The sequence below is a fragment of the Chloroflexota bacterium genome (assembly GCA_016887485.1).
Classification (GTDB): Bacteria; Chloroflexota; Anaerolineae; order Anaerolineales; family Anaerolineaceae; genus Brevifilum.
Genome location: CP069394.1, coordinates 125536 through 139357, shown reverse-complemented (window position 1 = coordinate 139357; position 13822 = coordinate 125536). Strand labels below are relative to the sequence as shown.

13 protein-coding genes are annotated in these 13822 nt (G+C 52.7%); 8 read left to right on the top strand and 5 right to left on the bottom strand.

Features of this window, described 5'->3' with window-relative positions:
- Positions 1–15 precede the first annotated feature (15 nt).
- The 4 genes from JR338_00640 to JR338_00625 all read left to right on the top strand — a co-directional run bounded on the left by JR338_00640 (position 16) and on the right by JR338_00625 (position 3156).
- Positions 16–231, top strand: coding sequence for a 4Fe-4S binding protein (locus JR338_00640; protein ID QRN83299.1), 216 nt, complete (start codon positions 16–18; stop codon positions 229–231).
- A gap of 31 nt (positions 232–262) precedes the next feature.
- On the top strand, positions 263–1492 hold the full coding sequence (locus JR338_00635; protein ID QRN83298.1) for a DUF438 domain-containing protein: 1230 nt from the start codon (positions 263–265) through the stop codon (positions 1490–1492).
- Between the two features lie 138 nt (positions 1493–1630).
- Positions 1631–2557: a hypothetical protein gene (locus JR338_00630; GenBank protein ID QRN83297.1), complete on the top strand. Its 927-nt coding sequence runs from the start codon at positions 1631–1633 to the stop codon at positions 2555–2557.
- Complete coding sequence (locus JR338_00625; GenBank protein QRN83296.1) at positions 2557–3156, top strand: flavin reductase family protein; 600 nt, start codon at positions 2557–2559, stop codon at positions 3154–3156. Before JR338_00630 ends, JR338_00625 begins: the two co-directional genes overlap by 1 nt.
- Before the next feature lie 105 nt (positions 3157–3261).
- Here the strand turns inward: JR338_00625 and JR338_00620 are convergent, their stop codons facing one another.
- The 4 genes from JR338_00620 to JR338_00605 all read right to left on the bottom strand — a co-directional run bounded on the left by JR338_00620 (position 3262) and on the right by JR338_00605 (position 8965).
- The gene (locus tag JR338_00620; protein QRN83295.1) at positions 3262–6414 is read right to left on the bottom strand and encodes an alpha-mannosidase; all 3153 of its coding nucleotides are present in this window, start codon (positions 6412–6414) and stop codon (positions 3262–3264) included.
- 46 nt (positions 6415–6460) lie between these two features.
- Positions 6461–6856 (bottom strand): hypothetical protein, encoded by a 396-nt coding sequence (locus JR338_00615; GenBank protein QRN83294.1) that lies wholly within the window; start codon positions 6854–6856, stop codon positions 6461–6463.
- Between the two features lie 106 nt (positions 6857–6962).
- Positions 6963–8084: an ATP-dependent 6-phosphofructokinase gene (locus tag JR338_00610; GenBank protein QRN83293.1), complete on the bottom strand. Its 1122-nt coding sequence runs from the start codon at positions 8082–8084 to the stop codon at positions 6963–6965.
- A 68-nt stretch (positions 8085–8152) separates the two neighbouring features.
- Positions 8153–8965 carry a DUF4111 domain-containing protein gene (locus JR338_00605; protein ID QRN83292.1) on the bottom strand — a complete coding sequence of 271 codons (813 nt, stop codon included), beginning with the start codon at positions 8963–8965 and terminating at the stop codon, positions 8153–8155.
- 93 nt (positions 8966–9058) lie between these two features.
- Between JR338_00605 and JR338_00600 the strand changes: the two genes are divergently transcribed.
- Positions 9059–9742, top strand: coding sequence for a hypothetical protein (locus JR338_00600; GenBank protein QRN83291.1), 684 nt, complete (start codon positions 9059–9061; stop codon positions 9740–9742).
- On the opposite strand, the gene chrA is transcribed toward JR338_00600, so the two are convergent.
- Complete coding sequence (chrA, locus tag JR338_00595) at positions 9739–10896, bottom strand: chromate efflux transporter (GenBank protein ID QRN83290.1); 1158 nt, start codon at positions 10894–10896, stop codon at positions 9739–9741. The two genes, JR338_00600 and chrA, sit on opposite strands and share 4 nt — an antisense overlap.
- Before the next feature lie 324 nt (positions 10897–11220).
- Here chrA and JR338_00590 point away from each other — a divergent pair, with 324 nt between their 5' ends.
- Genes JR338_00590 through JR338_00580 form a run of 3 tightly spaced genes read left to right on the top strand, consistent with a single transcriptional unit; the run spans position 11221 to position 13821 of the window.
- Positions 11221–11868, top strand: a complete 648-nt coding sequence (locus JR338_00590; GenBank protein ID QRN83289.1) for a TetR/AcrR family transcriptional regulator — start codon at positions 11221–11223, stop codon at positions 11866–11868.
- 58 nt (positions 11869–11926) lie between these two features.
- On the top strand, positions 11927–12781 hold the full coding sequence (locus JR338_00585; GenBank protein ID QRN83288.1) for an ABC transporter ATP-binding protein: 855 nt from the start codon (positions 11927–11929) through the stop codon (positions 12779–12781).
- Entirely contained in the window at positions 12778–13821 is a 1044-nt protein-coding gene (locus JR338_00580) for an ABC transporter permease (GenBank protein QRN83287.1), read from the top strand. Before JR338_00585 ends, JR338_00580 begins: the two co-directional genes overlap by 4 nt.
- Position 13822 lies beyond the last annotated feature (1 nt).

Here is a 13822-nt window from a genome sequence, read left to right as displayed (position 1 = left end):
AATTAAGGAGCACCGATGAATGAACTAGCCCTGCCGATCATCAACAAAAATCTATGCACCCTTTGTGGCGCTTGTGTCACCGGCTGTCCTGAGGGAGCCCTGGTCATGGAAAAACAAGGTCCAACCTATTTGCATCCGGAAAATTGCACCTATTGCACCCTTTGCGAAGATATCTGTCCCACCGATGCAATCCGGGCACCATTGACCTTCCGCTGGTCCCAAGGCATGTAAATCCTTATCCATTACAAATTAGGAGAGTCATATGAGCGAGCATATTGATAATGTAACAAAACGTAAGCAAGCCCTGTTGGAAGTCATCAAACGTCTCCACAAAGGCGAAAGTGTGGCAGACCTTCAAGAAGAGTTTGGTGAGGCTATCCGCGGCGCATCGGCTTCTGAAATTGCAGATGCTGAACGTGCCATGATTTCCGAGGGTGTTCCTGTTGGTGAGATTCAACGCCTCTGCGACCTGCATGTTGCCGTCTTCCGAGATTCCCTCGATGAAGAACCAACCCCCGAATCGCTCCCCGGCCATCCCGTCTTCACCTTCCGAATGGAAAATGAAGTCATCGTCCGCCTGTTGGAAGTGATGGCCGAAAGCATCAACCGCTGGGATGAAGACCAACCTGAGGCACTGGATGCCCTTCGCCGTGAAACTGATGACCTTCGGAATATCGAAAAGCACTATTCCCGCAAAGAAAACCTGCTCTTCCCTTATCTGGAAAAGAAGGGCTTTGAGGGCCCATCTACGGTGATGTGGGGCGTCCATAATGAAATCAGAGAACAGCTCCGGGAATTCCAGGCTGCTCTCAATGCGGATATGCCGGACCAGGAAACTGTTGCCAGGCTCTTCGTTCCCCTGGGCAATGCCATTCGTGAAATGATATACAAGGAAGAAAAAATTCTCTTTCCCGAGGCAATAACCCGTCTGACCGATGCTGAATGGTCAGAAATTCGCTCACAGGAAGATCAGATCGGCTATTTCAATGTCGAACCGCAAAGCGGCTGGCAGCCTGAGCCATCCCCTGACTCCCTTCTGACTACCCAACTAAAAGGAACAGATATGGAAAACCTGCTAAACCTTGATACCGGCCTTTTGAGCCAGGAACAAATCAATTTAATGCTCACAAACCTGCCCATAGATGTCACTTTTGTTGACGAGCACGACGAAGTCCGCTACTTCACTCAGGGCAAGCACCGTATTTTTGATCGCTCCCCTGCGATCATCGGCCGGGCGGTGACCAAATGCCACCCGCCACAGAGTGTCCATAAGGTGCAGATCATTCTGGAAGATTTCCGTTCCGGCAAACGGGACGTTGCTGAGTTCTGGATCCAGGCTGGCGAAGCCTTTGTCCATATCCGCTATTTTGCCCTAAGAGATGAGAGTGGCGCCTATCGGGGTTGCATCGAGGTTTCGCAGGAAATCTCCCATATTCGCTCACTGGAGGGTGAGAAACGCCTTTTGGATGATGCTCCAGGTTATTCCAATTAATGAAATTTAATCCCGGGAGGTTTGCCTTACGGGATTTTTATTTCCAGATTGGAAAAACGACACCTAAGGAGGGCCCAGTTAATTGATTTTTCCTTTATACTGTAAATTAAACCGCTTTCATCGCAAAAAGGAGAGACAATGGGTAATCAAGAAAAGGTTGTTTTAGGTTTCTTTGCTGCCCAAAATTATGAAGTGCAATCTCTGATGCTGGTCAAGAGCCTGCGGGATTTCGGCGGCGTACTTGCTGATTTGCCGGTTTGGATCTATACACCCGAAGGCCAGTCCCTGCAGGGACAAGCTTTGGAAGCGCTTCAAGACCTCGATGTTGAGATCATCCCCTTCCCCCTCGATGATGCCATCAGCCGATTCCCCTTTGCCGGGAAAGTCCTGGCTGCCGCGGTTGCCGAAGAACGCGCCGAAAAGGAAGATGTCATCCTGGCCTGGCATGACCGAACCGGTTTCATCCACCAGGCGCCTTTTGATTTCATCCTGCCCAAGAATGTTGCCCTGGCCTTCAGGCCCACGGATATTGCCAACATCGGCGCGCCCCTTGATGCGCCGCTGCCCGAGTTCTGGCAGAAGTACCTCGTCCATTTCTCGATGGATGCTGAAGCCCTCACCCCCATCACTACGGCCATTGATAAAGTGGAACTGCGGCTGTATGTGAATGCCGGCCTGCTGGTAGTGCGCCCTGAAAAGCGCCTGATGCGAACCTGGGCGGATTGCCTCGAGCAGACCTTTGCTCTTCCGGAGTTCAAAGCTTTCTATCAACAAAACCAGGCCTACGGCATCTTCATGCACCAGGCCGCCCTCACCGCCGCCACTGTGATGACCACCACGGCGGAAGAGCGGGAGATCCTGCCAAACACCTATCTCTTCTCCGTGGACAACTTCTTCGATTATCCTCCCAAGGAACGCCCCCTGACATTGGACCAGATCACGACCGGCCGCTTCCATGACTTCTTTGCCCTCCCGAACTGGCAGGAGAAGGTCATCGCCAGCCCTGGATTGGTAGATTGGTTTCAGTCCGTGCTGACCTATGGACCCTATTGGCCGGAGGCTTGATGAAAACTAAAAAACACGTCGGCCCGGTCCCGCTGATCTATCCCGTCCCAATTGCCCTGGTGGGCGTGTTGGTGGATGGCAAACCCAACGTCACTGAAGTGGGTGATGTGGGGATCATGGGCATCAAACCGCCTTATGTGTTCGTCTCGCTAGGGGAGAAATCCCATTCCAAATTGGGAATCACCCAGACCGGTCAATTTAGTTTAAATTTCCCCAATACCACTCTGATGGCCAAAACTGATTACTGCGGCAGGGTCAGCGGCCGCGATGTGGATAAAGCCAACCTCTTCACGCTCTTCACCGACCCGGAAGGCCTGCCCGATCTCCCCCTGATCGAGGACTGTCCCGTCAACCTGGCCTGCGAAGTATTGGAGCATGTCACCCTGGAGCACCGCAACATCTTCATTGGCAAGGTCATCCAGACCTATGTCAACGAGGACTGTTTTGTTGAAGTGGAAGGCAAACAGCATCTAGCAGACCTGACCGTTCTCGATCCTCTGATCTATGCGCTGGATAACCGCTATTATAAAATTGGCGATCCCATCGGTACGGGTTATCAGGAAGGGAAAGCCATCTCTGCGCCGGATGTCGCGAAGTAAAATTCATCGACAAACAAGATTATTGAGATCGCTTCGTTCCTCGCGATGACAAATTGATATCAAAAAGCCCCATAAAGGGGCTTTTTGATAACTTTATTTCTACATCTACACTTTCAACCCAGCACCAGCCCGAAGGCGCAAGGTCTTGATTTCGAAGGGATGGAATTCAAGTTTCACCCCGCCCTCATCCAACGCTAACGCCTCCAGCGGATTTTCAAGCATATCCGTCAGGTAGGCATGGGCAAAGGGCAGGCTGGTGCTCAGGGTTGCGCGGGTCGTATTGCCCAGCGCTTCATAGCACCGCACCACCACATCCCCTGCGCCAGACTCCTCAGCGGGTTTTACTGTCTCGATAATAATATTGGCCTTGCTCACCTGGAACAGGGAGGCTGATTTCCGGTAGCCGGAGGTCACCCGCAGCGGAATATTGAGTTCGTACCCCTCCCGCACAAGATCACTTTCCGCCAGCGGTGTATTCCAGAAGGTAAAGGCATAGGTAAATTCCTGCCTGCCCCGGTCAGCGGTCATATCCGGCGCCATAGCGGATTTGAGCAGGGTCAGGTTGATGCTGTTACCCAGCACATCCACACCATACTTGGAATCGTTCAGGATAGCGAAACCGCGCTTTGGTTCTGCCAGCGCTGTCCACTTTTGATTGCAGACCTCGAAGCGATCCTGGTCAATTGACCTAGAGCGATGGGTTGGCCGGGCCAGGTGGCCGAATTGGATCTCGTGCAACGCTTCCGTAACATGATATTCCACGGGGAAATCCACCTTCAACAGCTTATGCCGCTCCTGCCAGTCGACTACCGTGTGAAAGTCCACCTGGCGGGACCCCCGTCTGAGGGTTACCGTCTGAGTGACCATCGATTCGTTCAGCTTGCGGGTGATGACCAGCGAGCCAAACAGCGGTCCTTCCGCAGAGATTTTAATAACAGCCTTTTCAGGCAAGTCTACCGGGGAGAGCTTGTACATACTATCAATATCCCAGGCATCAAACGCACTGGGGATGTCCTGATACATCCGGAAGCGGTTACACAGCCCCGCCGCCAGTTCTTTTTGCTCAATTTTATCGAAAACGCTGCAAATTTCACCGAATTCGTTGAATTCAATTCTCATTAGGTCGTTTTCCAGCGAATTAGGAGTCACGATAACCTTAGATTCGGGAATTTCTGCTTCTCCAATTCCAAATCCAGCCCAACCGCAGGAAGGAATCGTCACTTCCGCAAAAGTTTTCCCGCTCTCCACCTGGGTGGGTACTGGCTTCCCCGCTTCATCCACTAATCCAGTCATGCCGTCCGGCAGGGGGATGATCTCCTTGCGATCCCAGGAAAGTGAGTTGAACACCGTCAGCCCCTCTCCCCCCGCCACCAGGGCTTCACGAGCATCCTCAGCAATCCCTTCCGCTGTGCTCACCACACTGCCAAGTTGGGCCTCAGCTTCCTCATACACCCGATGGATGGAAGAACCTGGCAGAATATCATGGAACTGGTTCAAGAGCACCGTTTTCCAGGATTCATCCCAGAGCGCATAGGGGAAGTTGAAATCTGCCAGCAGGCCAGCCGCCGCGCCCCAAAGTTCCGCCTCCCGCAGGGCAAATTCACTGCGCCGGTTGAGCGTTTTGGTACGAGCCTGTGATGTGTAGGTGCCGCGGTGGGCCTGGAAATAAAGCTCACCGGTATACATCACATCCGGCCAGCCCTCTTCATCCTGCGCCCGGAAGAAATCCATTGGGGCAGCCATCCTGAACTTCGGCACGCCTTCCAGATCCCCTTCCCGCTGGACATATTCCAGGTGTTCACGCGTCGGACCGCCGCCACCATCCCCATGCCCAAATGGATAAAGGCGTTTGGAGAAGCCTTCCTTTTGCAGCCGTTCCCGCCAGCGCTTGATCACCGTGGACGGTTTAGTCTCACTGTTGTAATCGTTATGGAAATGGGCCTTCACCTTGGAGCCATCAATCCCCGCCCAAATAAATGTGTTATAGGGGAACTGCTCACCGCCATTATAGGCCCAAAGGATCTTCTGGGTCGAGAAATATTCCACCCCACAGCCCCGCATGATCTGCGGCAATGCGCCGGAGTATCCAAAGACATCCGGCAGCCAGAGCAGCTTGCTCTCCACACCGAATTCTTCGCGGTAGAACCGCTTGCCGTGGATCAACTGGCGGATCAGGCTTTCACCACTGCTGATGTTAGTGTCCGGCTCCACCCAAGACGCTCCGTCGGCAATCCATTGCCCTCGCTGGACAGCATCCAGTATCTGCGCGTAGAGGTCCGGGTAATGCTGCTTGACCATCCGGTAAAGGTGGGGCTGGCTCTGCAGGAATTTATAGTCTGGATAACGCTTCATCAGGGCAAGTTGGGTGCTGAAAGTCCGCACGCATTTACGCTCCGTCTCGGCCAGTGGCCAAAGCCAGGCCACGTCAATATGCGCGTGCCCAAAGCCGATCATCTCCGGGGTGGTATCCCCGTTGTGCTTTTCCAGCAGTGGTTTGAGCCTTTCAAGCGCCGCCTCAATGGTACCCAACATTGTTGCTAAGTCTGTCTCGAAATCAACGATCAAAGAGAAATCCTTCAGTCCGTCATCAATCTCCATCAAGCGCAGCGATTCGGGATCGATGTTCTCACGGATGTCCCACAAGGTTTCAACATCCATTAGCAATTGATAAACCGGTTCCATCCAAATTCCAAAATGGCTCTGCCCAACCTTGCACTGTTGATCCGGGGGCTCCGGCACGGTCTCGCGTTCAGGTGGGGTCGGCCCGGCATGCCACTCACGGGGGCCATGCCCGGCATAGGCTTCCAGCACAATCGAGAAGGTCTCCCCGGCGTGTGCTGAATCAGTCAGGTGGATCACTTTGTGCTTATGGTCAATTGCCCCGGCATATTCCCCGTTGACATAAACCACCGCTTCGGCCACAGTGTCGGACAAGATTGGTGTTACCTTACCGTCAATGATCTCAATAATCATGGTTGGCTCGATACCCACATCCGGCATCAAGGCAATCATCTGCCCCTCACCAAACTCAGGGATCGTGATCTCACCTTTGAACCAGCCATATTCCCATTTCGCGCCCCAGGTCGTCCCAGGAGCAATCGGCTCAAACTCCAATTGCGTGAGGGCCTCATCCAATGTCAGCTGCTTAAAGGTGAATGCCGCTTCCAGCTTCAGCTCCCCCAAGGGCTGATATATGTGCTTGGATAGTTCCTGCCGCCACCCCATGATCCGATGTTGCCATTCTAAATTCAGCGCCATGATCCAACCTCGAAAAATCTATATGATGACCAAGAAAATCACATAATTACATATCTCGTTTTTGCCGCAGCCACTGACCAATCAAGCCGCCGTTATAGCCGCCCATCAGCGCCATTAGGGCCACCAGCAGCGCCAGCAGTCCAGCCTCTAACATTAAAATTGTGACCACGGCGAAGGAACCAATCGAACCCCAGGCCGCATAGCTGATCCCCCGTTCCGCCCGCGTCAGAAAGGCGATCCCAAAACCAAGCAATCCACTGACCAGGAAAACCCACAACATCAGGCTGATATCCATTCCGTCCGCCCACCCCCCCTGTTGGATCAGCAAGGCATTCAGCCCCACAAAGAACAGGCTCATAACGACCAAGTTCAGGGCCAAAGCGACGATAATCCGCCATATCTTCAATCCGTGTAAATCAAATATACTCATCAAAAAATTCATAGTTCACTCCTCAGCCTGATTTTATCCTATAAGAACGAAAACTCATAAAGGCAACAAAAACCTCCCGTCAGGAAAACCGGGAGGTTTAAATAATTAATGTTCTGTTTCAATCACCCAGGATGGTGCCGACATGCCGGGCGCTCTTGATCCAGGAATGATCCAGCGGGACTTTCTTCTGGCATCCAGCCACATCTTCCAGTGGAACACAATCCGCTCCGCCATGACGGTAGCCGACCATGAAGCCAAACTGTCCATCATGGATCAGATCAGCCGCACGGGTACCCAATTGTGTCGCCAACACCCGGTCACTTGCCGAAGGAGCGCCGCCCCGTAGCAGGTAACCCAGGATCGTGATCCGGCTTTCCAACCCGGTCGATTCTTCCAAACGGTTCGCCAGCAAAAGCGTCTGGCCGCCATATTTGCGCTTGAGGGCTTCCATCTTTTGCGCCATATCCTCTTCTGCGCTGCTGGCATGCTTCTTTTGGTCAATCTTGATCGAACGCTCAAAAAATGCCACAAGTTCTGAGGATGTTGCGCCTTCAGCGACAGCCACAATGCTGAACATCTTCCCAGCCTGGTTACGCTGGAGGATTGCTCTGGAAATTTCATCAATGTTATAAGGAATCTCAGGGATCAGGATCACATCCGCCCCAGCCGCGATTCCCGCGCCTAATGTCAGCCAGCCCACCTCGCGCCCCATGATCTCCACAATGATGATCCGGTGATTGCTGTTGGCTGTGCTATGCAGCCGGTCAATCGCCTCGGTAGCAATATCCTTAGCCGTGTCAAAGCCAATGGTGGTATCCGTCATCGGGACGTCATTATCCGCTGATTTCGGCAGGGTAAGGACATGTAAACCCTCCTGCTTCAGGCGGGTTGCAGCTTCCTGAGTCTCGCGGCCGCCAATGCAGACGAGGGCATCCAGTTTATTGGCATGATAAGCCTTCACTGCATCTTCCGTCAGGTCCAGCGTTTTGCCCCCCTTCACAAAGGCCTGCGGAATGTCCCGGCTGGTACCCAAAATGGTGCCACCGGCCGTGAGGATGTTCGAAAGGGCATCGCCGCTCAGGTCAAGGGTGCGGTTTTCCACCAGGCCGCGGAAGCCATCCCTGAACCCAACCAACGCCATGCCATATGTATTCCGGGCAGCCTTGCCAAATCCGCGAATGGAGGCGTTCAGCCCAGGACAATCACTTCCTGCTGTGAGGATTCCAACCTTATCAGCCATCTTGACCTTCTTTCAAATCGGGGCGCTATTATCCCCCATTATACCCAGCCTTAAGGTTGAAATTTAATCTAATTTTGAAAACCAGTGAGATTCTTGACTTCCATCAGGGCATAGCGGATAAAATCGCGTGTATCCCGGATCTTACCCGGGTCAGCCTGATCATATACCCGCTGATACTGATTCACCCGAGCGCTCAGTGCGTCATCAATCAGAGGGACCCATTTGGTCGCGAGGATTGCTCTGGCCCAGGCTGCGCCGGTTTGTTTCGATTGCACCCGCCCGGTGGAAAGTGTGTAGAGCATCCGGCAGAAGTTCAGCACGGTGAATGTCTGGGAGAAACGGGAAGAAATCCGGTACGCGCCAGAGAGGATATCCCCACCCCATTCCCGCATCATCCACCAGACTTCCGCCTTCAAAAAAATTTCAGGGATGCGGGGGATCCAAATGGATGGCTCCGGCCCTTGCAGAATCAGCCCATATTCCCGCAGCACCCAGCGGTTAACCAGTGTATTGTCATGCATGGAGCGTTCAAAATTGAGGCTGCCATTATCCAGATACCAAAGCGGCTCATTTGTCCGGTTCAAATCTGAAAGCACAGACCTGGGAAAATAAGAACCTTCCAAATGTCTGGCCCAATAATGATTGATCGTAAAAACCCTGGCATGAACAACTTTCAGGTCTTCCAATATTCTGGGGTCCAGTTCCTCTTCAATGACAATCGTAAAATCGACATCGCTATAAACATCCCAACCACCATGCGCAAAAGAACCGCCCAGATAACCACCCAGGAAATTCGGTCCCAGGACGGGTTTAATACCATCCACCAAACGATTTAAAATTTCATTTAATTCTCGATCAGGTACCGGGTACTTAACTGCCATCCACCCTCCCTCAGGGCAAATTTCTCAATCAACCCAGATATAATTACATTACTATTATCATAAACCAACCGAGTTTAAAACGAGGTGCGAGTTTTGGATGATGTAAGGTCGGCATTAATCAAAAGTAAAGTGGTTTTGGAGGGCGATTGGGCTGAGGATGAAGCCCGGAGGATCCTGGCAGTTATGCAACGGATCGAGGCCCTGGCGGGAAAAAATGTCGCCAGTGTGTTCAATGGACAGGAAACCATCTTCCGCCACAGCTCACGCGCAGGCCGCGTCGGGCGAACCATCGGCGGCACGGTAGAATTGGATGCGGAATGGACGGACTGGACTCTTGCGCATGAACTCGGTCATCGCTGGAACAATGCCTGGCAGCGCTCACCTGAGCGTGACCTGCGGACACGGCTCCAGGCCGGACGGCTGGAATGGCTCAAACGTCCCCTGCGCCACTTCGAGAAATGGCTGGAACGCTCATTGGGACTCAAGAAACGACTCGACTGGCAGGCCCTTTGGTACCACACCGGCATTGCGGCCCCACCCTGCGGCTCGGATCGTAACTTCAATGCCAGCGAGGACCTGGCGGAATGCTTTGCATCATCCGTTTTCCCCGAGGTTGCCAAAGGACGAGCAACTAAAGCCGCCAAACGGGGTGAAAAATCAGACTGGGATTGGGGAACAAACCACAAAGAATTTAATGAGACCACACGCGGGCAGCACATCATGAGTCAGATGAGGAAAATTTCAATTATTGATCAAGATACCCATCAAAAAGCTTAAAATCCCAACAGCACCTTACCTACCCCCACCATCGCCCCACCGAGTATCAGCCAGGGAGCAGGCAGCTCAAAGATGACCAGCAGAAGCAGGGAGATCAGTCCAACCCCGATCCCCAGCGGTTCCAAAGCCACTGTCCGGCCAATATCCCAAATCACCCCCGCCATCAATCCCAGGGCAGCGAAGTTAACTCCATCCAGAAAGTGCCGCCAGGGTGCCGATTCCTGCATCCGGCGCAATAATGGATGGGTTAGCAGCACAAAAATGAACCCCGGCAGGAACATACCCAAGGTCGCCAGGGCTGCCCCACCCAAGCCCCCGGTCAGGTAGCCAACAAAGGTCGCTGTGGTTGCCAGGGGACCGGGCGTCACCTGACCCACGGCAATCGCATCCAGCAGTTGGCTTTGGGTCAGCCACCCCAGCTTGTTCACCAGATCATCCTGAATGAAGGCCAGCAAGACATACCCGCTGCCATACATCAGCGACCCGGCTTTCAGGAACACCCAGAAAAGCCGCCAGAGGTTGAATGGCACCAGCGGCCTGAGCAAGACTCGGGCCCTTACGATCAACGGCGCGCCAGCGAGCAATAGAGATGGCGGTGTTTTGTGGGATTTCAACCAATACATCAGCCACATCACCACGCCCCCAGCTAAAAGCCAGAGGATCGGGCGGCCACTCCAGAGATATCCAACGAAAACAGCACCGGTGACGACCAGTCCGAGAATTTTTTTGATTCTTGGTCGCAGCATCCCCCATAATGCCCATAACAATATAGCAACCACGACCGGTTTGACTCCATCCAAAACCCCGGTCAGCGCCGGCAAGCCCCCATACGCAACATAAGCCCACGCCAGCCCCAGCACAATTGCCATAGCGGGGATAATGTAGCAGACCCCTGCCAGAACCAATCCTGGCCATCCTGCGTAGCGGTATCCAATGTGAATCGCCAGTTCCGTGGCATTCGGGCCCGGCACCAGGTTGGAAATCCCCCAAAAATCGAGAAATTCATCCTCGGTCAGCCATTTACGTTTCAGCACAACTTCCTGGCGCATCATCGCCAGGGCCGCCGCCGGACCCCCAAAAGCTGTGAAGCCCAGGCGCAGGAAAACAGATGCAATTTCCCCTAAACGCTGCCGCTGACCGCCGTTATCAGTCATTTTCACCCTTTCTTATTAACTCATACCGATAAAAGCGTTCATCGTTTCTGAGGTCACGCCGAAATTGAACATGCTTGAATTAAGGTGTGGTACCAACCCAAAGATCGATCTATTACAAAACTCAACCGTTTCTGGGGTGCACTCACTGCAGTCATAGATTATCCTTTAGTGTTGGGGGCGGGGCAATAATTCCATTTTACAGTATTTTCACCCTCGGAAAACAGGATTACTGCCTTGGTAACTCCAGGTTGACAGTTTCAGCCTTCTCGCCTAGAATGCAAAATCAAAACCGAATCTGACTCCATTACAAAAGAATTTAACACTATGCTAAAAGAGACCTTCTTCAACCTCGCAGCTGACAAACGCGACCGGATCATCGACATTGCCATTCAGGAATTTGCGGACAATCCGTATGACGTCGCTTCCATTTCCAATATCGTCCGGGAGGCAGAAATTACCAAAGGCACCTTTTACCAATACTTCGAGGATAAACAGGACCTTTACAAATACCTGATCGAACTCGGGATCGAAGAAAAACTCAATCTACTCAAGGATTTACCTGCCGGGGACCTCTCCGGCAACCTTTTTGATTATGTCCGGCGCCTTTTCCAATCGGCAGTCCAATTTGAGGTGAATGAACCCGGCCTTGCCCGGGTAGCTTATCGCGCTTTTGTTGAAGAAGTCCCCTTCCCAAAAATGGCGGAGGAGATGCGCCGGCGCGGGCCCACCCAGCTCTTCAAACAGCTGCTTACCCAGGGCATCCACCACGGTGAGATCAGCCCTTGGGCTGATGTAAACCTGGCAGCATTCATTATGGAAACCACCTTCTACCAGTTCGGCCGCTATGCCATCAAACGCCTGAAACTGGATGATCCGAATGTCGATCCAGACCAGATCTTCGAAGATCCGGAAGCGCAAGCCCTACTGGATAACCTGATCAGGGTATTTGAAAAAGGCATTGCCTATAAATAAACCTTGATATAATTCAAGCTTGTATTATTAACTTACTTTTCCAATTTAAGGACAACCCATGATTGAAATTAAGCACCTCACCCATCGTTATCCCGGTGCGGATAAAAACGCCCTGGAAGACATCACCTTTACCATTGAAAAAGGGGAAATCTTTGGTTTCCTGGGGCCCAGCGGCGCAGGCAAAAGCACCACCCAGGCGATCATCACCAGTCTGCTCCCCTTACAGCAAGGCGAAGTTTCGGTGGATGGCGTTCCGGTAACCAAACTGGGGAAATCCTTCTTCAATCGGTTGGGCGTGTCCTTTGAACTACCTTACATCTACGAAAGATTGACCGGCTTTGAAAACCTCAAATTCTATGCCGGGTTGTTCGATGTCCCCACAGAAGACCCTATCAAGCTGCTGACGATGGTCGGCATCGCCGAATCAGCCCACCAGAAAGCCGGAAAATATTCCCGCGGCATGAAGCAAAGGCTGAACTTTGCCCGTTCACTGGTCAACAAGCCGGAAATCCTGTTCCTCGATGAACCCACTGCCGGCCTTGACCCCGGCACCGCTGCGATGATCAAGGACATTATCCACCAGCAGATTGACCGCGGGGCCACGATTTTCCTAACCACCCACAATATGTTCACTGCTGATGAGCTTTGTGACCGGGTGGCCTTCATCAATGAAGGTAAGCTGGTGGCGATGGATACCCCCCGCAATCTCAAGCTCCAACACGGTCAAAATAGCGTCCAGGTGGAATATGGCAATGGCGACCAGTTCAAAACGGCCAGCTTCTCACTGGATAACCCCGAGGAAAAGGAAGCCTTCAGCAAATTAGTTGAAACCAAATCCATCCAGACCATCCACACCCAGGAAGCTACTCTGGAGGAGATCTTCCTGAAGCTAACCGGACGGAGACTGGCATGATCCGAAAGTTCTCCAACATGATCGCTCAGGATTTTCTGCTCACATTCCGCAGCGGTCATATCTATGTCATCCTGGCGATGGCGGCGCTCATCCTGATCCTGGTCTTTGCGCTGCCGGTGGAAATCAACACCGACGCCCAGGAATATTTCTATGATGGCAGCGAGGCCGGTATTTTTGAGCAGTATCTGGTTGCCCTCGGCGCGGAACCGGAAGTGCTGCTCTCCAGCAAATCCGAATTGCATTCAACCCTTACTGAAAGCCAACGGGCGCTGGGTGTGATCTTTCAAGGTTCGCTCGAAGCCCCCGAATTTGAGATCATCGTTCAGGGCAATATCTCCCAGGAGAACATCAACCTGCTAGAGAAGTCCCTGGATACCATCATCCAAACACTGCAGGGCACCTATCAGCCCACAGAGGCCGAATTGACCATCCTGAACGAAAACAGCGAACCAATCCCGCTCAACAAGAACATGATCCCAATCTTCATGAGCTTTGAAGTGATCCTGTTGGGCTTCCTGATCGGCGCCGTGTTGATCTTCCAATCCAAACAGGAAGGAACTATCCGTGCCTACCGGGTCAGCCCTGGTGGGACATTGATTTTCATCCTATCCAAGGTCCTGCTCTATGACGTGATCTCGCTGATCTATGGCCTGGTGGTTTCGCTGATTGCCTTCGGAACTTCACCCAATTACATGCAGCTCAGCTTGCTGATCATTGGCAGCAGCACCCTGATGACGCTGCTGGGCCTAGCGATTGCGGTTTTCTTTACCAATATCTCCGAGTGGTTCTTTGCCGGGGCCACGCTCCTGATCGGGGCCATGCTGCCGATGTTGTCCTATGCCATGCCGGTTTTCTCCCCGGCCTTCATCACCTGGATCCCCACCTATGAGATCATCTTCGGCTTCCGGAATGTCCTCTTTGAGATGGGCAGCGCGGCTGCACTCAACCAGACCTTCCTGATCCTGGGAATAAGCGTATTGGTCAGCTTCGCCGTTTGTTACCTCGCTGTTTATAAACGCCTGATGAAAGCGGGGTTATGAC